This is a genomic window from Rathayibacter sp. AY1F4, from assembly GCF_002931775.1.
Taxonomy (GTDB): Bacteria; Actinomycetota; Actinomycetes; order Actinomycetales; family Microbacteriaceae; genus Rathayibacter.
In genome coordinates, this window is the sequence record NZ_PSVE01000031.1 from 12,426 (window position 1) to 36,787 (window position 24,362).

The following is a 24,362-nucleotide window of genomic DNA, read 5'->3' on the forward strand; positions in this document are numbered from 1 at the left end:
GCGCGGCGGTGGTGCTGCCGAGGCGTGGGCCCGCCGCACCTACAGCTGGCGGCCCGGCCGTTGCAGGCCCACGACGGTGACGGTGAGGGTCGCGGAGGTGCTCTGCGCGGCGGACGGCGCGGACTCCGAGAGGCGCACGGTCAGGCGGAGGTGGTCGGTCGCTCCGACGGAGAGGGCGGGGGAGCCGGGCAGGTCGAGGCGGGAGGCGGCGGGGCGGTCGGCCGACACGGTGGTGACGGTGCCGGGGCAGGTGGCGGCGTCGGCCGACCAGGACTGCGAGCAGCGCTCGATCGCGAGCTGCAGGCCGTCCGAGAGGTCGGTGCCGGTGGCCGTCTGCAGCTGGAGGGCCGACATCGGCAGGGTCCCGGCGTTCGTCAGGTCGAGGAGGCGCCGGGCTGTGCCGCCGGGGACCAATCCCGCGACGGGGACCGGCACCGTCGTCGCTCCGGTGCCGGTGAACGTCGCGATGACGGTGCCGGAGGCGACCCGCGCGCTCACGGAGCCCCGGTCCAGGAGCACGGCGGTGGCGGTGGCGGCGGCGCCCAGGATGAGCGCGCCGGCGACGAGTCCCGCCAGGCCGGCGCGGGAGACCACGCGGCGGCGGACCTCGGGGGAGTGGCGCGGGGCTCCGCGGTCGCGGGAGGACGGCCGGGCGCTGTGCCGCCCGTGCTCAGTGGGCGGACGCAGGGGCTCCGGGGGCGGCGTGCCGTCCGACGAGCGGTGCGCGCCGCTCACGGGGCGACCTCCGCGGGGCGGCGCCAGATGGCGATCAGGAGCGCGCCCACGATGACCGCGCCGCCCGCCGCGAAGAGCGCGAACCGCGCCTCCGGGTGGGCGAGGCCGATGCTCGGCCAGCCCAGCAGCGGCACCACCGAGCTCTCGCGCCAGATCCGCTCGTCCGCGATCGTCACGATCCACGGGTCGGCCGACTCGTTGTTGTCGCCCTTGGTGGTGAGCGCCAGCTGGCCGGGCTCGCGGCCGCGGAGTGCCGCCGCCTCCTCCTCGGAGTAGACGAGGGTGACGCGGTGGATGACGCGGCGGCCCGGATCGTCCGGGTCGGTGAAGACGATCACGTCGCCGGCGCGGATCGCGGCCTGGTCGACGGGCAGGGTGACGGCGAGGGAGCCGACGGGCATCCCGGGCGCCATCGAGTTCGACAGCACCGGCACGAGCCGCACGAGACCGAGCGCGGAGAGGACGAAGACGGCGATGCCGGCGACGGCCACGATCGTGACCAGGCCGCCGAGGAGAGCGCGGAGGGCCTTCACGCCTGCTCCCTCCGGTGACGACGGCGCGCGGCCGCGGCGAGCAGGGCGCCCGAGCCGAGGGCGAGCATCCCGCCCAGGAGCGCAGCGCCCAGGTCGCGGCCGGTGACGGCCAGCCCGCCGCCCGCCGCTCCGGGGAAGGAGCCGGGGCCGGGCGCCGCGGAGGGATCCTCCTCCGTCGTGCCCACGAGCACCCGCAGCGACGCCGCCGCGAGCTCGGTCCCGTTGCCGGCCGACTCCGGGAACAGGACGCGGACGCGCACGCCCACGGTGGCCCCGCGCTCGAGCGGACGCACGCCGTCGAGTCGGCCGAGCGTCGCCGCGGGCCCGGATCCGAGCGGCACAGCGTCGTCGGGGCAGAGGTAGCGCTCGACCGTGCGCTCCCCGTCGACGACCTCGGCGACGGTGAACGCCGAGTCGCAGAGTTCGACGGACAGCTGGAGGCCGTCGCGCGGGTCCTGCGCCAGCGTGCCTCCGTCGACCGCGAAGGCCACGGAGACCCCCTGCGGCGACAGGCCGGTGCTGGTCACCTCGACCGCCCACTCGGCGCGGTCACCCGGAGCGAGGTCGGTGAGGGATCCGGGCGCCGAGAGCTCGCGCACGTCGAGCACACCGACGGGCTCGGCGCTCGCCGCGGGCGCGAGGAGCACCGCCGCGAGGACGGCGACGAGCGCACGGGCGTGGGGCATGGGGACGACTCCGGGAGGAAAGGGGGATGCCTCCGCCCCGCGCCGGTGGCGGCCGGGCAGGACGGAGGCGGTGAGGGACGGTCTACTTCTGGATGCCGGCGCGCTGGATCGCGGCGGCGGTGAAGGTGACCGTGGCGGAGGCGTTCTCGTACGTGTTGTCGGCCGCGGTCGGCAGGACGAGCTCGATCAGCGTGTTGAGCGTCACATCACCGGCGTCCGAGGGGAAGGTCCCGGTCGCGGTGGGGGTGATGCCGAAGTTCGCCGGGGTGAAGTTCGCCGCGTTGGCGACTCCGCCGATGGTCGAGAGCTTGCCGGTGCCGGTGACGGTCTGCGTGCCCGCGCAGGTGTAGGGGCCGGCCTCCGCGGGAGCGGCGGCGGGGACCCAGGCGGTGGAGCAGGTCAGCAGGCGGTAGTCGAGGCCGTTCGCACCGGTGACGAGGGACGCGCCCGTACGGCCCGGGTCGGTGGCGTCCGTGCCGATGACGTCGTTGGTGACGTCCTGGTAGAAGCGGACCGACGAGACGAGGTCGCCGTCGTTGGTCGCGTTCGGCAGCACGAGGCTGATCGGGCGCTGGACCGTGTCGCCGGGCGCGATGTTCGCGACGGTGAACGCTCCGGTCACCGAGATGTCGGTCTGGCCGGCGTCGACGTTGCCGACGGCGGTCCCGGAGTCGGTGAACACGGCGAAGGCGCCGGCGCCGGCGAGGGCTCCCGCGGCGAGGAGGACGCCGCCGGTGAGGGCGATCTTCTTCCAGGGGCTGCGACGGGTGGGTGCTGTGGTGGTCATGGCGACCGTTCCTTTCTGGTGGGTGGTGCCCGGTGCGGGCGTGGTCTCCCTCACGAGGACACGTGCAGGACGAGAGGGGTGTCGGCGGGGAGGCATCAGCAGCCTCCGGCGGTGGTGACGGCCGGCTGGGCGACGGCGGTCGAGGCGGCGGACGCGACTCCGAGCCAGCGCTGCAGGTCCGGGCGGACCCGCCACTGGTAGCTGCGGCCCTCGCCGACCCGGTCGTCGGTGAAGCTCGTCGCGGAGGCGGCGGGTGCCGCGATCACGGTCCACGGGCCGGGCGTCGTCCCCGCGAGGCGGCGCTCGAGGGTCCAGCCGGTCGCTCCGGCGGCGGCCGACCAGCTCACGAGGGTGCTCGGCCGACCGGCCGTGCAGCTCGCGACGGGCGTGGCGACCACGGAGGAGCTGGTCCAGGCGCCGAGCCCGACCGCTCCGCTCGTGCTGCCGGTGCCGGAGAATCCGCGCCGGACGAGGGGAGCGGGATCGACCCAGACCGTGATCGTGCCGCCCGCTGTGAGCGCGCCGTCCGTGACCGTGTACGCGATCGTCGCGCTCCCGGTCCAGCCGTCGGCCGCGGGCGTGTAGGTGCACGTGGATCCGGAGCAGGAGAAGGTGCCGCGCAGCCCGGCCGGGATGCTCGTTCCGGCCAGGGCGAGGGTCGTGCCCGGGTCCTCGTCGGTGTCGTTCGCGAGCGGAGCGACGGTGACGGCGGGACCGCCGGTGGTCGCGACCACGCGGTCGGGTCGGGCGACCGGCGCGCGGTTCAGCGCGGTGACGGTGACCGTGACCCGCACGTTCCAGGTGCCGTACTGGCCCGAGAGGGAGTAGTCGAAGACGTCGGTGCCGACGAAGGCGGCGATCGGGCGGTAGGTGCACTGGCCGCGGGTCGCTCCGCTCGCGACGCAGGAGACTGACCCCTGCACGGGAGTGGCGGGGGCGGGGGTCGCCGCGCCTCCGATCGCCTTCGGGGTCGCCGAGAGCTGCGCGCGCGAGAAGATCGCGCCGGTCGCGGCGGGCCCGTCGTTCGCGAGCACGTCGATCACGACCGATCCGCCCTGCACGACCGTCGCGGCGTCGGCCGCCGGATCGGGGATCACCGAGATGCTCACCGAGGCGGTGCGGGTGAACGCCCCGCCGGTCGGGCCGGTCGCCGTCGCCGTGGCGGTGTTCGCGATCGTGCCGGCGGTGACGTCGGCGGCGGTGGTCGTGTAGGCGGCGGTCGCAGTGACGACCTGGCCGGGCAGCAGTCGTCCGGAAGTGCCCGGCCAGGAGTAGGTGAGAGCGGAGAGCCCGCTCTTGGGGTCGCTGATCGCGACCGCGGTGAGGGTGGTGGTGCCGGTGTTGGTCGCGCGGAAGGTGTAGGTCACCACGGTGCCGGCGGCGCTGATGAAGGCGGGGTTCGCGGTCTTGGTGAGCGCGAGGTCGTTCGTGCGGGTGATCGTCACCGTCCGCGAGGCGGTGGCCGTGACGGCGGCGCCCGTCGGAGGGGTGCCGGTCGCGGTCGCGGTGTTGAGGACCTGGCCCGCGTCGACGTCGGCCTGCGTGAGCGTGTACGACGCGGTCGCGGTGACCGTCTGGCCGATCTCGAGGCGCCCGGCGGTCCCCGGCCAGGAGTAGGCGAGCGCGGAGAGCCCGCTCTTGGGATCGGTGACCGTGACGGAGCTCAGCCCGGTGTTGCCCGTGTTGGTGGCGGTGAAGCTGTAGGAGACGGTCGAGCCCACGGCGGCCCCGGTCGGGATCGTGCCGTTCTTCGTCAGCGAGATCGAGGGAGCGTAGCGGATCGGCGTGGTGGCCGTGGAGGTCGCGGTGACCGTCACGGGCGAGGCGGCCAGGGTGCGGCCGGAGACGGTCGCCGTGTTGACGAGCGACGTGTTCTTGTCGATGTCGGTCTGAAGGACCGTGTACGGCGCCGACGTGAAGGTGGCGCTCGCTCCGGGGGCGAGCTGCGTCGAGGCGGGCGTGATGCCGGTGACCTTCGGGTCGGCGACGGCGACCGTCTGCAGTGTGACGTTGCCGGAGTTGAGGGCGAGGAAGGAGTAGCGGATCTGCTCGCCCGCGTCGGCCTGAGCGTTGCCGTTGGTGTCGGTGAGCAGGGCGGTCTTGGTGAGGGTCAGAGCGGGAGCCGGGGTGGCGATGGGGGCGGTGGCGGTGGCCGTCCTGCTCGTGACGGGGGTCGTCGTCACGACGTTCGAGATCGTCTCCGTCTTCGTCGCTGCAGCGGTCGCCGTGTTGACGAACGAGCCGGCCACCGCTTCGGCGGCCGTGACCGTATGGGATCCCGTGCAGATGGTGGAGGCGAGCGGGAGCAGGGTCGTCGTCGGACAGGAGATGCTCGCGGCCTTCGGGTCCGTGACGACGATGCCGGTGAGCGTGCCCCGGATAGACCCGTTCGTGACGACGAACTGGTAAGGGATGACGGATCCCTCGGCGTAGGCGACGGGCTGCGTGGTGGTGCGGTCGATCTGCTTGACCAGAGTGATGTCGTCGAGCGTGTTGATGGACGAGACGGAGACGTTGCGGACGAGGTGGGTGTCGTTCGATCCACCGGTGGACGCCGTGAAGCCGAGCTTGTAGGTCGAGGGCGCTGCGGTCGGCATCGTGAACTGCATCAGCTGCGTCAGCGCGGAGGCGGCCATTCCCGCCGAGGTGCCCCAGTAGACCGTGACGACGGGGGAGGCCGTGGCGGACACGGTGATCCGCACGGTCCTGCCGTAGCTCGCGGGCGGATTGCCCGACGAGACGGTGATCGGGGTGCGGACGGAGGTGAGCGTCGGCGGCGGCGCGGCCTGCAGGAAGCAGTAGCCGGTCTGGCCCTGGCCTGCACCGCGGGCGACGATCTGATTCGCGACCTGGCCCTGGCCTGAGCCGGAGGGGCACCCGAATCCGAGTCCGTAGGTGGGCGGGGCGTTGAGTGTCGTGCTCTGCGTGGGAGGTCTGGCCGAGAAGTTCCCGTAGGCGTCGATGCCGATGCCGAGATAGCCGCCGTTCACACCCTCGACCGTCGCGGACTGGCCGTAGCCGAGCGAGCCGCCGGGGGCTCCGGCCGCCGTCAGGGACTTCGAGCCGTCCGTGAGGAAGAAGCCGATGCCGTCTGCTCCGAGGAGGCCGAGGGCGGAGCTGTACTGGTACTGGTCGAACTGGACGTCGATGCCGCCCATCGCGGGGATCGGCCGGTTGAAGACCGCGCCGCCCTTGGCGTCGTTCCGGGCATCGGTGAGCTGGAGGAAGCCCGGACTCGTCGCGGCGACGGGGGCCTGAGTCCGGTTGGCGCAGACGCCGAGGTTCGAGGACCCGGCCGGGGGTGCGGTCGTCGCCCGGGTGATGCAGGCGCCGTCGAGCGCCTGCCACGCCGAGTCCGCGACGCTGGTGCCGCCGAAGCCCTCCTGGAGGAGGACCGTGGCCGCCGCGGCCCTCGACGCGGGCAGGACCACGAGGACGGCGGCGAGCAGGAGCAGCACCAGGCCGAGGGCGATCGAGCGGTCGTGGCTCGGTCGGGCATGCGCGTTCGACACGGATCGACCTCCCCCCGGGGCGCCTCGCCGGGCCTTCCGGATGGAGCGGGATCACGATAGGTCGCGGCTCGGAGTCGCCCTGTCCCCCTGAGACGGGACGCAGGCGGCGGACGACGGACCCTCGATCCGGTCGGCACTCAGAGGGGGGAGAGCAGGCGCTGAACCAGCGATCAGGTCGTGCTCAGATAACGAGACTCATCCGGGTGTCTCCCGCGAGAGTGTTGACGTGCGCATGGCCCTCGCGCCGGGCGCAACGCGGCCTGGATCCGTGCCGGCCCCGTGCCGTCCCGGTTTCCCGCCACCGGCACGATGCGGTTCCGCTCCCATGGCGGGCATCTCCAGAGCAGTGGCGCGAGATAGCGCTCTCACCAGGAGCTCCTCCCGCGTCCCGCCGCCGCTCGATGCGAGGTGGGAGCGCCGCCGCGGGTGTCCCTGAGGCGGGTCTGGTGGTCGCGCGGCGGACGCGGGAGGATGCACTCGCGCCTGCCCGCCCGCACGGTCCCCCGAAGGACCGCACCGCGCCCTCTCCACGGCGGTCCGATCGGGACCGCAGCACCCCCCCCTCACTCCTTCCGGTCAGGCTCCGCCGACCGAGCAGCCCTCACCCCGTCGGGATCCCATGTCCTCTCCTGCGCGCCACAGCCGCCGTCTCGTCCTCACCGGAGCCGCCCTCGGCGTCGGATCCGCCTTCGCCTACGCGATGTCCGCGTCCGCGGCGCCCGACTACAGCGTGATCCCGCCGCTGCCCAACGAGCTAGGGCGCAGCGACACGGCGATCTCGCGCGTGGGGAAGAAGCCGTACCAGATCATCGACGTGATGATCGGCACCGACCGCGCGCGGCTCTTCGTCCCGCACACCGCGGTCCCGTCGCAGCGGATCGGCCGGGTGGTCTACTGGTACTACCACGCCAACGGGAGCACCTACGCGGCCCTGTCCGGCGCCTACCAGTACAGCGCCGACCAGGCCGTCGACAAGGGCGTCATCTCGATCTGCCCCAACTACGGCGGCAGCATCTACACGAACAAGCGGGCCGTCGCCCTGCAGGTGGACGCGGTCGCCTGGTTCCAGAAGACGTGGCGGATCGGGGCGAGCTTCCTCCGCTCGAACTCCGGCGGTGGCGCACTGCTCTGCTGGGCGTACGGCAACAAGCTGGTCCCCGAGATCCGCGGCGCGTACCACGCGGCCGGCGTCTACGACATGGCCGACATGGCCCGCCGCGACCCGGAGCGCGTCCTGCCGGACTACGACAACGACCCCTCGACGATCCCGTCGACCGACCCCGCGCTGCTGCCGCAGGCCTCGTGGGCGGGGGCGCGGATCCGCACGACCGGCTCGACGGAGGACGTCCTCGTCCCGATCGCCGTGCACGGAGGGGCGTGGGTCGCGCTCGCGAAGCCCGTCGCGACGGAGGCGGTGGTCCTCTACACGCCGACCGACGGCGCTCCGAACGGCCACAACGTGCCGAGCCTGACGAACAAGGACATGCTCGACACGTTCGACCGCTGGCTCGCGGAGCAGCCGGTCGTTCCGCTGCCCGACGAGCCCGCCTCGTCGATCCCCGGCGAGGGCACGTACCAGAACTACTCGCCGCTCATCACGACGGCGGGCACCTGGAGCACCATCTCCTCCTCCGCCGACAGCGGCGGGAGCATCAGCTACTCCAGCTCGGCCGGAGCGTCCGCGAGCTTCCGCTTCTCGGGCACGGGCGTCAGCTGGGTGAGCCGGATGACGGCGACCTCCGGCATCAACGAGGTGCTGCTCGACGGCGTCCTCGTCGCCACCGTCGACCGCTACAGCCCCACGACCCGCTCGGGTCAGACGGTGTGGACGAGCGGGCCGATCGCCGCCGGCACCCATACGGTCACGATCCGCCGGGGGACGACGCGCAACCCGGCGTCCACCGGATCCACGCTGATCCTCGACGCCTTCGTCGTGACCGCAGGGACCGTCTCCACGTCGACCCCCACCCCCACCGCGACGGCGTCTCCGACCAGCACGCCGACGCCGACGGACACGCCGACGCCCACCGACACGCCCACTCCGAACGAGACCCCGACGGCCACGTCCACGCCCACCCCGACCTCGACGCTGCCGGCGGCGGGGACGTACCAGAACGGAGCCGCCGTCATCGCGACCGTCGGCACCTGGGCGACGCTCTCGAGCACCGCCGACAGCGGCGGCAGCATCTCGTACTCCAGCACCTCCACGGCCTCGGCGACCCTCCGCTTCCAGGGCACGAAGGTCAGCTGGGTGAGCCGGATCACCCCGACTTCCGGCATCAACGAGGTCCTGATCGACGGTGTGCTCGTCGCCTCCGTCGACCGTTACAGCGCCACGAACCGCTCGGCCCGCACCGTGTTCACCAGCAGCGCCCTCAGCGCCGGCGAGCACACCATCACCATCCGCCGCGGCAGCAAGCGCAACGCCGCCTCCACGGGCAACTCGCTGATCCTGGACGCCTTCGTCGTCGTGTGAGCCGCTCGGGCGCCCGAGCCGCCCGCGTGATTCCGGATAGAGGACGCGGGCGGGCTCGGGTGGTCGGGTGTCCGGGGGCTCGTGGAGGGGGCCCTTGTCGCTGAGGCGCTCGCTCGGCGCCCACTGCGTCGAGTCGCCCGAGGATGCAGCTGTTTCAGCGTTCTCGGAACCGTCTCGGGCACCTCAGCGGGCCTCGCGCTGTGAGGCCCGTGCGAGCATGCGGGGATGAGAACGCTGATCCTCGGAGGCACGGGCTGGCTCGGCGGGCACCTCGCGAAGGAGGCGCTGCGGCGCGACCACGACGTGACCTGCCTCGTGCGCGGGACGGCCGTGCCTGCGGGGGCGTCCCTCGTCCGGGCCGACCGCGACCGCGAGGACGCTCTCGACGCCGTGGCTGCGGCATCGTGGGACGCGGTGATCGACGTGTCGTCGACGCCGCAGCACGTCCGCCGATCCGCCCGCGACCTGCGCTGCAGCGCCTACGTCCTCGTCTCGACCACGAGCGTCTACGCCGAGAACGCGGTCGTCGGTGCGGACGAGGACGCCGAGCAGCTCTCTCCTTCCGACGACCCCGCCTCGTACGGCGCCGCGAAGGCCGCCTGCGAGCAGGCCGTGCTGGCCGGATCCGCGCCGTCTCTGATCGCGCGCGCCGGCCTGATCGGCGGCCCCGGCGACCCGACGAGCCGCTCCTCCTATTGGCCCTGGCGCTTCAGCGCGCGGTCCGGCCCCGTGCTGGTGCCGGATGCGCCCGAGCTGCCGACGTCCGTGGTCGACGTGCGGGACCTCGCCGCCTGGCTGGCGGCGTCCGCCGAGGCGCGGGTGGCGGGCGTGATGAACGTCTGCGGGACCCCCGTGCCGTTCGCCGAGCACCTGGCCGCGGCGCGCGGCGGGTCGTCCGCCGAGCCGGTCGCCGTGCCGGAGGAGTGGCTGCTCGAGCGCGGCGTCGGCCAGTGGGCGGGCCCCGGCTCGCTCCCGCTGTGGATCGCGGACCCGGATTGGCGCGGCATGAACACCCGCTCGACAGCACGGGCCGAGGCCGCGGGCTTCGAGCGCCGCGACCTCGCCGAGACGCTGCAGGACGCGGCGGCCGCGCACGTGCCGGGACGCGGAGCCGGGCTGGGGGAGGAGCGGGAGCGGGAGCTGCTCTGCGAGTGGGAGGCGGGGCGGGATTGAGGCGGCGGGCCGTCTGGGCTGAGTCGTCCGATGGAGCAGGCGGCCCTACGACGAGGCGCGGAGTTCAGAGGCCGGAAGAAGTATTGATCCCTGCCCGCCTGGCAGCCGCTCGACCGATGTCGTCCAGCTGAGCGAGCATCTCGGCGGGCGGCCTCGTGACGTCGATCCGCACCGTCCGAACCACGACACCGGAGCCTTTCACCGTCGCTGTCCGGTCACTCGTGTCTCCGGCGCTCGAGACGTAGACGAGCGTCCCCTCAGCCAGCCCGAGCACTGTGCAGTAGGCCAGCATCTGGTAGAGGTCCTCGACCCTCGGTGGTCCGAGTTTGTACTTGGCATCGATGACGACCACTGGTCGGCCGCCGGCGACATGGACGAAGTCGGGTCGGATCGGCTGGCGTCGTTCGAGATCGAGATGAGCGGGGAACTGACCGATACTGACGCCCTGCGAGACCCCTGAGAGAGCGCTGCTCAGAGTCGTGGTCACGAATGCCTCGAACGCCTCCGCCATATTGACGACGAAGGAGGCGACGGTGTGGCCGCCGTTCGTCGTGGTGGGCGTGATGCGTGCGAGCACGAGTTCGGCGAAGCGCAGGGCGGGCTGATAGCGCTGGTTCAGCCGCGACGGCTGCCACGACGGCGTCATCGTCCCTGGCCGCAGGAGGGCCGCCTCCGACAGTCTCGAGTCGAGGTGCGCCAGGCGCCGCCGGACGTCCGGCGACACGCGGGGCACGGCGAGAAGCAGCCGGCCGGCCGCACGCAGGATCCGGTTCTCGACGATGTCGGCCGAGTAGTCGTCGACCGTCAGCTCGATCGGGAGGAGTCGTCCGCCGCGGCGCGACATCTGGTCGGAGAACCGGACCCGCCCGCGCACCGTCATGGCGCTCTCGTCGTACCGTCGGTACCCCTGCAGGAGGCCGTGCCCGAGTGCACGTTCCGCGATGCGCGCGTACGTCTCGGCGACCGCGGGGAAGATCTCCCTGCCGTCGCCGGAGACCTCTTCCGGTCGGAAGCCCGGGTCCGCCGCGTACCCCAGCATGAAGAGCACCGAGGAGAAGGCGGCCTTCGGACGGACGACGACCTCGTCGCCATCGATCCGAATCGCCCCGATCCTGTTGAGCTGAGGCTTCACCTCGGCGCCTGACGCTGTCATGCGGGATTCGAGCAGCCCTGCGCTGCATACGCGACCGATGACCTCAGGGTCGAACGAGACCGCCGTCCAGCCGCCGTTCTCGTCGAACTCGACGCGGGTCATCCGGCCGGAGCGTCGTCGACCGCTTCGTCCGGATCCGCGACAGCACCGGGCTCGAGAGCGCTGAGACCGAACGTCGCCCGGACCTCCGCGCGAGACAAGCGTCCGTAGTAGTGCTCGTCGAGCAGCGGAAGGATGTCGTACTCCCAGATCCTCGCCAATCCGGAGTCCGTGCGGGCAGAAGCGCCCATGAGGTAGGACGGGCCGATCTGGAAATCGCGGTCGAGGTCGCCGATCCGCTCGTTGAGCTGCCTCAGCAGAGCACTTCGGCTGATCTCATGGTGCTGTGCCTTCGACCATCGCTCGATCAGGCCGAGTACCGGCTCCTCTGCGGGGTGCAGCTCGACGAACGAGAACCGCCTCCTGATCGCCGCGTCCACCAGGGAGATCGAGCGGTCTGCCGTGTTCATCGTTCCGATGACGAAGAGATTCTCGGGCAGACGGAAGTCCTCCTCCGGCGAGTACTGCAGTGAGACCCCGGCGTCGCGGTATTCGAGGAGCAGGTAGAGCTCGCCGAACACCTTCGCGATGTTCGCCCGGTTGATCTCATCGATGATCAGCACATGCGGCACTGTCGGGTTCGCCGCTGCCGCAGCAGCGAGAAGACGTACCGGCCCCGGTGCGAGTCGGAAACTCGCGGACCCCTTCTCATCGACCGTCGGCCGGAACCCCTCGAAGAAGTCCTCATAGGAGTAGGAGGGGTGGAACTGGACGATGCGGACCGCGCCCTTCGGCGCGATGAAGTCGGCGAGAGCACGGGCGAGATAGGTCTTGCCCGTTCCGGGAGGCCCGAAGAAGATCGCTTGGCGACGCTCCTCGAGGAGACCCAGCACCTCGTTCAGCCACAGTGAGTCGTAATGCAGGCGACCCGCGAGTTCGGGCGTGCTGCGGGGGAGGCGGAGGGGGCCGGACAGCGGAGGTGCGGGCGTCGGTGCGATCGGCGGCGATATCAGGAAGCCGACGTCGGTGATCGGAGCGCTGCCGGACAGGACGTCGAGGACGGCGTTCGGTATCTCCGACCTCGAGACCGGCGTTCGCCAGTCGACGCCGCGTCGTCCTCGGGAATCGAGTTCTCCGATGACGCCCCAGTGCACGTCGTCGGAGCCGTCGACGAAGACCTGGTCGCCGGCCGCCATCGTCACGAGGAACTGCGCAGCCGCATCCACCTCGGTGAGGAGATCGGTGATGAGCGGTCGCGGACCGGCCCCGGACGTCGGCCAGTCTCTCCATGAACGGAGCGCTTCGTCGCGGATGCCGCTTCGACCGCCATCCGGCGGGAGCGTGACGTGGAGGCCTGGGAGGGCGAGTGGCGCGCCGGGAGCGGCCGAGGGTACGGCCCAGCCGCGATGCTCGGTCGGCGGTGCCGCAAGCCACCATTCCGCGTCCCACGGTGGCGAGTACCAGGCGATGTCGAGCTCGCCGCTCGGGTCGAGGCTGTCCCGCAGAGCGAGCAGATCGCGGTCGACGTCGTCCGTCACCGTCGGGAGCGCTCCCGCGAAGGCGTCGCGGATCGCGTGCTTCTGCGCGACGGAGACGATCGCTTCGAAGCAGCTCGGCCAGGCCAGAGCGAGCAGAGAGCTCCGGATCGGTGGAGCATCACCCTGTACGTCGAGCGTGCGGTCGCGGAAGAGCCAGGGATCGCCGAGCGCGGCTTCGGGATCGTCGGACGCGAGGGCGTCCCACTGCCGGACGAAATCGCACAACCAGAGGAGATGCTGTGCGATCTGCTGGTTGAACCCCTGACCGCCGTTGAAGACGCCGCGAGTGTCGAGGGCGTCGACGATCACATCAGGGACCCGGGGGCGATCGGGCAGCACATCGAGGATCTCCTGCAGAAGAGCGAGCTTCGTCTGCGCCCGGATGTTGATAAGGGGGAGGCGCTGCAGGAAGCAGAGCTCAGCGGCGAGCAGGACGACCGCCCTCGGCTGATCAGTCATCTGCTCGGCGATCCGCTCACGGAAAGTGCCGGTCGACCCGGGTGTCTCGATCGCTCGCCGGAGTGCCGCCGCAGTATCAGCGGTCCAGGTCACCGTCCGGCCGTCGAACGCGGAGGCCTGGCGTCGGAGACCACCGTCGAGGACGACCCGGGCGGCCTGCGCGATCGCCGTCCGCTCCGCCCGGCCCGTCCGTCCGGACGTTTCCGGTTGCTCCCCTGGAACGCCGGGGTCGGTCGTTCCTCTTATGGCCGCGCAGTCCGAGCACCATCCCGGTCGCGTCAGCGTCCTGAGATCGACATCCGGCGCAGCACGCCAGTCCTTCAGCACTTCGTCCTGAGCCCAGATGCGAATCGGAGTCGTCACGCCGTGAGCACATCCTGGGAGATGCAGCTTGCCCGAGGACGCTTCCTCGTAACCGTGCTCGGATGCGGCGAGCCCCCACTCGACGCCGTCGAAGGACCGCGTGGAACCGGAGATGCGCCCTCGAGCTCCCGGAGCAGTGCTGAGCACCAGGAATCCGAGCCCTGTGAGGACCCGCTGTGCCTGGCCGGAGGTGAACTCGCTCCTCTGCAGACCGGTGACCTCGGAGATCACCTGTTTCACGGGGAAGCGGCTGCCGCTCACCTCGACGGAGTACGTGCTCACCTCGGCCGGCGCGGTACGGGCGAGGGTGCTCTCGACTTGTTCCCGTGTGAGTTCGTAGGTGGCGCCGTTGATCGTGAACTGCACTTCGTCCCCTTCGTCGTTCCGGTGAGTCTGTCGGACGGTACCGACTTTCACCGCATCGGCTCCCTTTTCGCGCCGGGAGAAGAGGGGGTGTCACTGACCGTCTTCGAGTCCGTCTGCTCCGGTCTTGGTATGGGGGAGAGTCCGACGCGATGAGCGCGGAGAATCCAACGGGACGGCGACCGATCGAGAAGGAAGCGACTGCCCTTCCGCAGCGAACCGGACCTCGACCGGTATGGCACGATCAACCCATGCCCGGCTCACTGCACGCCTATGTCGTCGAAGGAACCCGTCTCCGAGTGGATGTGGTCTCGGATCAGGGGGCGACTCTCTCCCTCGCGGGGGAATTCACCGATCTCGAGCCGGTGACGGAGAGCGGTGGCGTTCTCGAGAGCAATCCTGCACTGCGCAGCAACATGTGGGCGTACGCCAAGACCTGGTATCGCGCCCGCATGACGTCCAATGCCGAGGCTCTCGCGTATTCGGATCCGGCCGAGCAGAAGGCCGCTCTCCAGCAGGTGGAGCAGGAGCGGCGGACCGCACAGAAAGTGGCCGAGACGTACGCGAAGACGGCGCAGTGGATCGCGGACGTCGCAGACGACGTCTCGCTGCTGGACGTCCAGCACGGATGGTGCTCGTCGTGCTTCTTCAACACCGAGCACCGGAAGTCCAACCGTCCCGCGGGGCAGCTTCCGGTGTACGTCTGCCAGGGCTGCGGATCCGCGACGCTCCCGTGCGTGGCTGTGGGCTGCGGCAACATGGCGGTGCGCGAGCGCGGCGCTCTGCGCGTCCCCCAGTTCTGCGCCGAGCACAAGCACGAGATCCCGGGCTTCGAGAAGGCCCAGGGGACCTTCGGCGAGCTGCACGACTACGAGGCCTTCCTCGAATACGAGAAGCCCGACCTCGACGCGACCTCGAAGATCATCGTGGGCGGCATCGCTGTCCTCGCGATGGCGGCGCCGGTCGCTCTCCTCGCCGCTCCCGCCATCGGCGGCGCGATCGGCTCGCTCGGCGTCTTCGGCGGATTCACCGGCGCAGCGGCGAGCTCACACGGACTCGCGCTGCTCGGCGGCGGCACCCTCGCAGCGGGCGGGCTCGGCATGGCCGGCGGCACGGCGGTCGTGACGGCCGTCGGAGCGGCGGTGGGAGGTGTCCTCGGGGCATCGGTCGCGAACGCCTACCTGAGCGAGGACAAGTCGTTCCAGATCGAGCTGCTCCGTCCGGGAACGGGCGGCGTCCCCGTGGTCGTCGCTAACGGGTTCCTCACCGACGGTGAGGGAGACCGATGGGGCAAGTGGAAGTCGATCGTCGACTCCCGCTACCCGGACTCGCCCGTCTACCGCGTCCGATGGGGGTCGAAGGAGTTGCGGGATCTGACGGATCTCGCCCTGGGCGCAGCAGGCAAGGGCGTCGCCATGGGGCTGCTCAGAGGAGCGGCGGCGCTCGGGCACAAGGCGGGGGCGAAGCTTCTCGGAGGCGTCGCCGGGCCGGCGATGATCGCCTCGGACCTCGCGAGGAACCCCTGGCACGTCGCGAAGAACCGCGCCGACAAGACGGGCGTGATCATCGGTGATCTCCTTGCACGCACGAACGCGAAGTCGTACGTGCTCATCGGTCACAGCCTGGGAGCGAGGGCGATGGTCGTCGCCGCGCAGTCCATGGGCACGAAGCCCGGAGGGCCGCGGATCCAGGCCGCACATCTCCTCGGCACCGCGATCGGAGCGAAGAGCAACTGGGACTCGTTGACCGCCTCGGTCGACGAAGCGGTCTACGGCTACCACTCCCGCAACGACGCGATCCTCAAGTTCGTCTACCGGACGGCTCAGGCCGGTGAGACGGCAGCTGGTCTGGTGGGCTTCATCCCCGCGTCCAGCAAGCTGCAGAACATCGACGTCTCGGATCGTGTCCAGACGCACTTCGAGTATCAGGACAACGTCGAGCTCCACGACGCCGTCTGAGCGGTGCCGGGCGGGAGGTCGGTGACCTCTCGCCCGCGATCAGTCGATCCGCTGGTCCTTCGTCCATCCGCGCAGGACTCGCCGACGACCGCCGGCTCGGCCGTTCGGCCCTCGAGCGACGAGCGCTGTCCGAGCTAGCGCCCTCCCCCACCCAGCCGCTCACTCATCCCCGCGACCTCCTGCCACGCTCCGGTCGCCCGTTCCTCCGCCGTCGCCTCCCGGAGCAGCGCGGTCAGCCGTTCGCGCAGCCGCAGCTCCGCGGCGGTCATCGCGCTCTCGTGCCCTCGGGCGAGGAGGTACGAGTGGGCGTCCGTCGCGATGGCGGCCAGGGCGTCGAGGAAGATCTCGAGGAGGCGGGCGGCCTCGCCGACGCGGGACGGGTCGCGGGGCACCGGCAGCATCGGCACGAGCCGCAGCCTTCCCTGCCAGAGGCGCTCGTCGAGCGGGTCGGCGAAGAGGGTGAGCGCCGTCGCAAGCGTTCCCGAGGCGGAGGAGGGGAACGCACGGCGGACGTCGTGGACGATCTCGTGGAAGTGGTCGTCGGTGAGGCCGAAGCCGACGAAGAGCAGGTGCCGGGTCGCGAGGGTGGCCTTCACGATCGAGGAGAGGGCGCGGCGGGAGGAGTCGAAGCCGAGGTAGTCGTCGCGGGTGAGGACGATCGAGGACGGGTCGTCGACGGTGCCGTGGAGCTTGAGCAGCCAGCGCTCGTGGTCGCCCTCGTGGTCGCCGGGGATGACGGCGCGGGGGACGCCCGCGTCCTCGGACGCCGTCTCGAAGAGGCGGTCGTAGTTGAGCGTGATGGCCTGCTCGGAGTCGATCGCGGTGAGGAGCGCCGGAGCGAGACCGTACCGCTCGAGGGATCCGATCTCACGGGCGACGGCCTCGGCGAACCGTCCGGGCTGCTCCTCGTCGAAGAGCGTCGCGAGGTAGGACGCCTGGTCGAGCACGTTCTTCCCGCTGAGGACCGCGGACGTCTCGGAGTCGAGTCCGATCTCGCGGCCGAGCTCCTCGAGCAGTCCGTCCCAGGAGGGGCCGCCGGCGCTGACGCTGGTCCCGGCGCCGAGGAAGGGCACGAGCCGGCGGCGCCGGGCGCGCTCGGCGAGGCTCTGCGCCTCCTCGAGGGCCGGAGCCTCCAGCTCGGGCCAGGACGTCGCGGGATCGAGTCGCCGCCTGGACTGGGCGAAGGCATGGACGTCGGCGCGGAGGGTGACGATCGCGATGTCGACCTGGAACGCCTCGGCGGCCTCCCGCAGCACGCGGAGCTGCTGGGCGAGCACGGCGTCGCGGAGGGTCCCTGATCCTCCTCCCGCCGTCGCGAAGAGCGGCACGGCCAGGAGCGGCAGCGGCCGCCTCGTGCGCCGATCTCTCGTCGCCGTCCGCGCGGCGACCTCGACGAAGGTTCGGAGGCGGCGGGCGATGTCGGCGAGTCCTTCACTGTCCTCTGCGTCGCGCACGGCGCGATCGGGGACGGCGGTGAGGACGGGAGTGGGCTCGCCGTCGCGCGGCGCGAGCGGCAGTGCCGCCTGTCGGCCGTCCGAGAACTCCGGAGTCAGCGCGGCGCGTGCGCGATCCTCCAGCTGCGGGACCCCGCGCCAGAAGTCCGTGAACGAGAGGAAGCGGTCCGTCGGCAGAAGCCATGCGTCGCTGGCGAAATGCAGAAGACTCCCGCGGGTGACGAAGAGATGAGGTCGAGGCACGGCCTCTTCCTATCAGCATCGCTCAGTCGTCCGGGAGGGCTCGTTCTCCGCGTCGAGAACGAGCCTTCTCGGGCGACTCGGGACGGCGGCCCGGAAGGCGAGCGATAGGGGCGATAGCGGGGGAGATGAGCGCCCGTCCTCCGTGCAATCACGCCCGCAGAACGCCGCTCACTCCTGTCCGTCTTCCGCATTAGAGTGGCCCGCATCCCTGCTCCCACCGCCCCTCGCCGAGTGCGCCGCCGCGCGTCGCCGTGGGGTGCGCGCGCGAGGTCGGCGGCGTCGAGTCTGGCGGCGGTCGGGGTCGTGGTGGCGGTCGCGTCCGCACTGCTGGTCGGGGTGACGGGATCAGTGGCCGCCGCGACCGATCAGGCGGCCGCGAGCGCGGTGCGGGAGGCGATCGGGGCCGAGGGCGTCGTCCTCCTCTCGGCGGAGACCGCCCGGACAGCCGGAACCACCGACGCCACCGGCACCACCACCGGAACCGCCGCCACCCAGCCCACCGCCACCACCCAGCCCACCACCGACACCACCCGGCAGGACACCGCCGTCCGCGACCTCCTCCGGGCCCGCCTCGGCGATGCCGCTGTCGTCCGCACCGAGTCCGCTCCGGTCGCGATCGAGCACGACGGGGTCGCCATCCGAGCGGAGCTGCTCGCCGACGCCGGGCTCGCCGACGCCGCGCGGCTCGTCGCGGGCGCGTGGCCGGCCGCCGGGCAGACGGCGGTGCAGCGGACGGCCGCCGACGCGCTCGGCCTCGCTCCGGGCGACATCCTCGCCACTCCGAGCGGACCGCTCGAGGTCAGCGGGACGTGGGAGCCGCTCGACGTGCTCGATCCGCGCTGGGCGGCCGATCCCGCCGCCGCCTCGGGGCGCGACGGCGACGCGGCCGGGCCGTTCCTCGTCGCGGAGGACGCTTTGCGGGCCGCCGCCTCGTCCACGACGTCGGAGTGGGTGGTCGTGCCGGGGGGCCGGTCGATCGCCGACCTCGCCCGGGGCGCCGACCGCGCGTCTCTGGCGGGTGCGTTCGCGGTCTCGGGCGAGGCGGGCGACGTGAGCGTCTCGGGCGGGCTGGACGCCACCGCCCGGCGCGCGCTCCGCACCTCCTCCGCCGCGGAGGGGCTGACGGCGGCGGCGCTGCTCCTCCTGCTGGTGGTCGTGGTGGTGGGCAGCAGCCGCCTGATCGTGCTCGGCGCGGGCCGCCGGCGTGACGCCGATGCGCTGCTGCGGGCGCGCGGGGCCTCCCGGGGGCAGCTGGTGCGCTGGTCGAGCGGCGAGGTCCTGGCGGTGGCCGGCCCGGCGGCGGTGCTGGGGGTGCTGGCGGGAGCGGGCGCCTCCGCCGCTCTCGTGCCGGGTGCCGTCCTGCAGGGCTCGGGGCTGCTCGGCGTCGCGGTGCTGCTCGGCGCGCTCGTGGCGACGGCGGCGCTGCAGCCCGTTCCTCTCGCGGGGCCACGGAGGCGCGGGACCGGCGCTCTCGGCGTGCTCGGCACCGTGCTCCTCCTCGCGGCGGCGGGCGTGGCGGTCGGGCAGCTGGTCGCGGCGTCGGGCGAGCTGGGCGCCGCGGGGATCGCGGCGGTCCCCCTCCTCCTGGTCGCCCTGTCGCTGGCGGCGGTGACGGCGGCGGCGGCCGGTCTGCGGCGCCGCACCGGGATCGGGCTGGGCGCGCCCTCGGCCTGGCTCTTCGCGGCGCTCCGCTCGCTGCGGGTGCGCGCTTCCTGGTTCACGGCGACGGCGCTGGTGGTCGCTCTGGCCTCGGCGCTCTGCGTGGCGGCGGCGGCCCTGCCCGCGACGATCACCGCCTCCGACCGCGCGGTGGCAGCCGACACCGTCGGCGCGGCGGCGAGCGCGACGTTCGACCTCGGCCCGATCGTCGCCGTGGGGGACACCCCGGTGCCGGTGGCGGCTCTCGCGCGCGCCACCGGGCGCGCGGCGGCGGTGGTCACGGAGGCGGTGTCGGTCGGCGACGTCGACCTCGCCTCGGTGGTCCTACCCTCCGCCTCGGCCGCGGCGCTCACCGGCAGCGCGTTCGCTCCGGCAGCAGCCGACACCCCCGGCCTCGGCGTCGATGCGACCGGGCTCGGCGTGCGGGTAACGGCGAACGGACCGGTCGGCCCGGGCGTCGTCGCCGGCTCGGCGTGGCTCGCCTCCGCGGACGGAGCGCTCGCCGCGATCGACCTCGGCACGGTGCCGGTCTCCGGCTCCGACGACGCCCTCCTCTCGGGAGCACTCCCGGACGGATTCGCCGATGCCGACCTCCTGGCCGTCGATCTGCGACTCGACGGCGCCGACACCGCCACTGTCGAGGTCGGCTCCGTCTCGGGGCTCGACGCACAGGGCGCCTCTACCGGCGGGATCGACGCGACCCGGCTCTCCCGCGACGCCGTCTCGCTCACGACGCAGCAGCAGCGCGCGCGGATCCTCGTGGACGGCGCTGACGATCCGCTGCCCGTCGCCCTCACCGCGTCGGCCGCCTCCGCGCTCGGCCTCACCGTCGGCGACGACCTCGACCTGAGCCGACCCTCGGGGCGCGCGCTTCAGGCCGTCGTCGCCTCGATCGTGCCCGTCGTCCCCGGCGCGGGAGGGGCCCCGGCCGTCGCGATCGACACCCGCGACTTCGCCCGCGCGAACCTCGCGGCCTCGAACTCGCTGCCCACCCCGTCCCGGGTCTGGATCGCGACGGACGACCTCCGCGGCACGGCCCGGGTCGTCGCGACGGAGGCGAGCGCCCCGTGGACGGTGCGCGGCGGAGGATCGCCCTTCGTCTCCGCGGGCGCGAGCGTCTGGACGGTGGCCGCGGTGGTCGCCGTGCTGATGGCGCTCGTCGCGCTGACCGCCGGCGGGGCGGTCCTGCGGAGGCTGCGCGCGGGCGACGAGGCCGCTCTCGCCGCGCTCGGGGTCGGCTCCCGCGAGCGGCGCGCCCGCCGGCTGGTCGAGAACGGGATCGTGGCGGCGACGGGGATCGTCGTGGGCGCGGTGGTCGGCGCGGTCGCCTCGGCGCTCTGCCTACCCGCGGTGGCATCGCTCGCGGTCGGAGGAGCGACCCGGCCGGCTCCGGCGGTCGACGTGCCGCTGCTCCTGGCGCTCGCGGCGGGGCTCCTCCTCGCGGTAGCGGCCGGAGTCGCGGCCGCCTCCCACGAGCGGGGTGCGCGATGAGCCGCGCCTCGGACCGGGACGTGGACCGCGCTTCGGATCGCGCGGGAGGCCGCGCCACCCCTCGCGCAGACAGCCCCCGCCGATCCGGCGCCCCGATCACCGGGAAGCGCCCGACCCGGCGGCCCGCCCCCGCCGGCACCCCCGCCCACACCCTCCGCGCCGCCCTCGCCGCGCCCGCGATGGCCCTCTCCCTCACCGTCCTCGGCCTCCTGGTCGCGGCCGCCCTCGTCCTCGTGCCCGCCCTCGCGGCCGCCTCGGCGACGGCGGCTCTCCGGGGCGACCTCGACGAGGCCGGCGTCCCGAGTCTCGACCTGACCGCGCAGGCGCTCGGCGGCGTCACACCCGGCCCCGGCGTCGGCACCCTCCCTGGCGGCGTCGACGCGGTGTGGGGCCGCTTCGACGCGTCGCTCCGCGCCCTCCGCGACGCGCAGCCGCAGCCGCTCGCCTCGGTGCTCGCCGATCCGGGGGAGGCGGTGGTTCTGGAGTCGGCGCCCGTCGGACCCCTGATCTCCGGCGATCCGGTGCGCGCCTCCCAGCTCGCCCTGGCCGCCGATCCCGATCTGACCACCGATGTCCGACCGGTCGAGGGGGCGCTCCCGGGCCCGCCCGCGCGCGACGGGTCGCTCGACGAGGACGGAGAGCCGCGCCTCCGCATCCCGATCGCGCTCGACACCGAGGTGGCCGCCGCGATGGAGTGGCCGGTCGGCGAGCGGCGGCTGCTCGCCCTGCCGCCGGGCGGCTCCGTCGAGATCGAGCTCACCGGCACGGTGAGCGCGACCGACGAGGACGCCGCGGTGTGGACGCACATCACCGACGCGGTGCGCCCGGCCGTCGTGGCGGCGGGCGCGGGCGGCACCGTCGTCCTCGGCACGGGCTTCGTCGATCCGGCCTCGCTGCCCCGGCTCGCGGGCCTGCCGATCGTCGCGCGGACGCTCGCCTGGTACTCGACGCGCGTCGACCGGGTCGAGAGCGCCGACGCCGAGCTGCTCGCCCAGCAGGCGCGGACGTTCACCAGCCGCGAGCAGCGGGTCGAGGGCGGCGGCGTCCCGGCCTACTCCTTCGTCGGCCGGCTGCCGCGGCTGCTCGACGACGCGGTCGCGGCGCAGACGCGGAGCGACGGGTCCGTCTGGACCGCCGCCAGCGGCCCGGCCGTCGGCGGTGCCGTCGTGCTCGCGCTCGTGCTGACGCTGCTCGCGCGCTCGCGGGCGCCGGGTCTGGCGCTGCTCGAGGCGCGTGGAGCCTCGACGACGAGGCGGAGGCTCGCGCTGGCCGGCGAGGCGGGCAGCGCCTCGCTCGTCGGCGTCATAGCGGGAGGAGTGGTCGGGGTGCTCCTCTCGCTCCTGCTCGTCGGCACCGTGGTCGTCCCGGGCTGGGCCGTGGCGACCGCCGGTGCCCTGGTGCTCGTCTCGGCGGGTGCGGCGGCGCTCACGCACCACTCGGCGATCGATCGGCGGACCGACCGGCTGCCGCTCCTCCGGCTCCTCGCCGAGGCGCTCCTCCTGCTGGTGGCGGTCGCCGCCGTGCTGGCCGTGGTGCAGGAGGCGCCGCTGCCGCTGGCGGGCGTGCTCGCCCCGGGGCTGGTCGCGCTGACCGTCGCTGTCGCGGCCGCCCGCCTCCTGCCCGCTCTGCTGCCGGCGGCGAGGCGGCGCGCGCGGCGCGGCACCGGGCCGCTCCTGCTCCTCGCGTCCTCGCGGAGCGACGGGGCGCTCGTCGTGGTCGCGATCGCGGGCGCTCTGGCGATCGCGCTGTTCTCGGGCGTGCTGCTGACCACCGTCCGCGCCGACGTGTCCGACCGGGCAGTGGTCGACGTCGGCGCGGACCTGTCGGTGCGGAGCGCCTCGGTGACCGCCGCCCGGGCCGACGAGCTGCGGGCGCTGCCGGGGGTCGCCGCGATGGCGTCGGTCGGCATCGACGACCCCGTGACCGTCGGAGTCGGCGCCTCCCGGGAGCCGATGCGCCTCGTCGTGGTCGACACGGCGGCGCTCCAGCGCGTCCAGGAGGGCCTCGTCGGCCGCCTCGCGATCCCCGACGGCTTCGCGGCGGCGGAGGCGGACGGGAGCGTCCCGGTGATCGCCTCGCGCTCCGCCGCGGCGACGATCGGCGACGCGGGAGTGACGCTGCGCGGCCGCGATCTCGATGTCGTGGCCACCGCTGACGACGCCTCTCCGCTGACGTCGGCCACGACCTGGCTCCTCGTCGACGAGGCCGCCGCGCGGGAGCTGCGGGTGCAGCCCGGCACGGCCGCCGTGGTGCTCGTGCGCCTCGACGACCCCTCGGTCGCGGACGCCGTGCGCACCCTCCTCGGACCGGACGCCGACGTGGAGACCTCTGCGGGCGTCGCCGCCGAGCGCCTCGACAGCCCGCGGCTCGCGGCCGAGCAGACCGCCCTCGTCGCCGCGGTGGCGGGCGGAGTCGCATCCGCGTCGGCCGCGCTCCTCCTCGCCGGCCTCGCCTCCGCGGGAGCCCGCCGCCGCCGGGCCGCCGCGCTCGCCGCGCTCGGGATGCCGCGCTCCCGGATCGCCCTGCTCGACGTCGCGACCGCCGCACCTCCCGCGGTGATCGGCACCCTCGCCGGAGTCGCTTCCGGACTCCTCCTGCCCGTCGCGCTCGTCCCGCTGCTCGTCTCCGGATCGCCCGCCGTGCGGATCGATCCGGCCGCGACCCTCGTCACCCTCGCGGCCTTCCTCCTGGCTGCCGCCGTCACCGTGCTCGCCTCCGCGCTCGCTCCTCCGAGAGGACCCCTCCGATGACCCCACCCGCCGTGCTCTGCTCGGGCCTCGTGCGCATCTTCACCACCGCCGGGGTCGAGGTGCAGGCGCTCCAGGGCCTCGATCTCGTCGTCGAGCGGGGCGAGCTGCTCGCGATCGTCGGCGCCTCCGGATCGGGCAAATCGACCCTCCTCGGCATCCTCTCGGGCCTCGACACCCCGACCGCGGGCCGCGTCGAGGTGGCCGGCCGCGACGTGCTCACCCTCACCGAGCGGGAGCGCGTCGACTTCCGGCGCCGCACGGTCGGCTTCGTCTGGCAGCAGACCGCGCGGAACCTCCTGCCCTACCTCTCGATCGAGGACAACATCTCGGTGGTCGCCGCCGTCGCGCGCACGCCGCGGAGGGAGCGGGCGGCGCGGGTCGACGAGATGGTCGGCCTGCTCGGGCTCGGCGACGTCCGCGACCGGCGCCCGGGCGCGCTCTCGGGCGGGCAGCAGCAGCGGGCCGCGATCGCGGTGGCCCTCGTGAACGAGCCGGACGTGCTGCTCACCGACGAGCCGACCGGGGAGCTCGACGAGGCCGCGACGGTCGACGTGCTGGAGGCGCTGCGCGGGATCAACCGCGAGCGCGGCGTCACGACGGTGATCGTCACCCACGATGCGGGAGTGTCGGACCACGTCGGCCGCACCGTCCGCATCCGCGACGGCCGCACCTCGACCGAGACGCTGCGACGCCTCTCGGCGGACCAGCGGAGCGTCGACGCGCAGCACGCGGCGGAGGAGTTCGCGGTGCTCGACCGCTTCGGCCGGCTCCAGCTGCCGGAGGAGTTCACCGGCGCCCTGGGGCTCCGCGACCGGGTGCGGCTCGGGCTCGAGCCGGACCACATCCGCGTGGAGTCGGGGGAGGCGGCGGCGCGCGCGGAGGAGCTCCCGCGCGCCGACCCGGTCCCGCCCGCCGACCCGCCCCGGCCCGCCGATCCGCTCCCGCCCGCCGGAGTCCGGAAGACGCGGTGGAGGTCGACGGCCTCGAGGA

14 protein-coding genes are annotated in these 24,362 nt (G+C 73.3%); 6 read left to right on the forward strand and 8 right to left on the reverse strand.

All coding sequences use genetic code 11. The features are described 5' to 3' along the window. Positions 1 to 39: 39 nt before the first annotated feature. The 5 genes from C5C59_RS15675 to C5C59_RS15695 all read right to left on the reverse strand — a co-directional run bounded on the left by C5C59_RS15675 (position 40) and on the right by C5C59_RS15695 (position 6,253). Positions 40 to 735, reverse strand: a complete 696-nt coding sequence (locus C5C59_RS15675; protein WP_104239155.1) for a peptidase — start codon at positions 733 to 735, stop codon at positions 40 to 42. Continuing rightward, positions 732 to 1,268 carry a signal peptidase I gene (locus C5C59_RS15680; RefSeq protein WP_104223395.1) on the reverse strand — a complete coding sequence of 179 codons (537 nt, stop codon included), beginning with the start codon at positions 1,266 to 1,268 and terminating at the stop codon, positions 732 to 734. The genes C5C59_RS15675 and C5C59_RS15680 overlap by 4 nt, the downstream gene beginning before the upstream one ends. Then, entirely contained in the window at positions 1,265 to 1,954 is a 690-nt protein-coding gene (locus C5C59_RS15685) for a hypothetical protein (protein ID WP_104239154.1), read from the reverse strand. Before C5C59_RS15685 ends, C5C59_RS15680 begins: the two co-directional genes overlap by 4 nt. Before the next feature lie 82 nt (positions 1,955 to 2,036). Further along, positions 2,037 to 2,741 (reverse strand): TasA family protein, encoded by a 705-nt coding sequence (locus C5C59_RS15690; protein ID WP_104239153.1) that lies wholly within the window; start codon positions 2,739 to 2,741, stop codon positions 2,037 to 2,039. A 95-nt stretch (positions 2,742 to 2,836) separates the two neighbouring features. Beyond that, entirely contained in the window at positions 2,837 to 6,253 is a 3,417-nt protein-coding gene (locus tag C5C59_RS15695) for an Ig-like domain-containing protein (RefSeq protein WP_104239152.1), read from the reverse strand. A 619-nt stretch (positions 6,254 to 6,872) separates the two neighbouring features. On the opposite strand from C5C59_RS15695, the gene C5C59_RS17400 reads away from it, so the two are divergent. After that, the gene (locus C5C59_RS17400) at positions 6,873 to 8,729 is read left to right on the forward strand and encodes a hypothetical protein (protein WP_181134922.1); all 1,857 of its coding nucleotides are present in this window, start codon (positions 6,873 to 6,875) and stop codon (positions 8,727 to 8,729) included. A 225-nt stretch (positions 8,730 to 8,954) separates the two neighbouring features. Further along, complete coding sequence (locus C5C59_RS15705) at positions 8,955 to 9,902, forward strand: NAD-dependent epimerase/dehydratase family protein (RefSeq protein ID WP_104239151.1); 948 nt, start codon at positions 8,955 to 8,957, stop codon at positions 9,900 to 9,902. 64 nt (positions 9,903 to 9,966) lie between these two features. On the opposite strand, the gene C5C59_RS15710 is transcribed toward C5C59_RS15705, so the two are convergent. Then, positions 9,967 to 11,157, reverse strand: coding sequence for an McrC family protein (locus C5C59_RS15710; RefSeq protein ID WP_104239150.1), 1,191 nt, complete (start codon positions 11,155 to 11,157; stop codon positions 9,967 to 9,969). Further along, positions 11,154 to 13,820, reverse strand: coding sequence for an AAA family ATPase (locus C5C59_RS15715; protein WP_104239149.1), 2,667 nt, complete (start codon positions 13,818 to 13,820; stop codon positions 11,154 to 11,156). The genes C5C59_RS15710 and C5C59_RS15715 overlap by 4 nt, the downstream gene beginning before the upstream one ends. Before the next feature lie 449 nt (positions 13,821 to 14,269). On the opposite strand from C5C59_RS15715, the gene C5C59_RS15720 reads away from it, so the two are divergent. Beyond that, on the forward strand, positions 14,270 to 15,775 hold the full coding sequence (locus C5C59_RS15720; RefSeq protein ID WP_219812481.1) for a DUF726 domain-containing protein: 1,506 nt from the start codon (positions 14,270 to 14,272) through the stop codon (positions 15,773 to 15,775). Positions 15,776 to 15,909: 134 nt separating this feature from the next. On the opposite strand, the gene C5C59_RS15725 is transcribed toward C5C59_RS15720, so the two are convergent. Next, entirely contained in the window at positions 15,910 to 17,472 is a 1,563-nt protein-coding gene (locus tag C5C59_RS15725; RefSeq protein ID WP_104239147.1) for an SIR2 family protein, read from the reverse strand. Between the two features lie 336 nt (positions 17,473 to 17,808). On the opposite strand from C5C59_RS15725, the gene C5C59_RS17405 reads away from it, so the two are divergent. From C5C59_RS17405 to C5C59_RS15740, 3 genes are all read left to right on the forward strand, one after another. Continuing rightward, a complete protein-coding gene (locus C5C59_RS17405; RefSeq protein ID WP_181134923.1) occupies positions 17,809 to 20,622 on the forward strand; it encodes a hypothetical protein in 2,814 nt (937 codons plus the stop codon). A gap of 20 nt (positions 20,623 to 20,642) precedes the next feature. Then, positions 20,643 to 23,372: an FtsX-like permease family protein gene (locus C5C59_RS15735; RefSeq protein ID WP_146083126.1), complete on the forward strand. Its 2,730-nt coding sequence runs from the start codon at positions 20,643 to 20,645 to the stop codon at positions 23,370 to 23,372. Continuing rightward, a partial coding sequence (locus C5C59_RS15740) for an ABC transporter ATP-binding protein (RefSeq protein WP_104251318.1) occupies positions 23,369 to 24,362 on the forward strand: 994 nt, incomplete at its 3' end. The genes C5C59_RS15735 and C5C59_RS15740, both read left to right, overlap by 4 nt.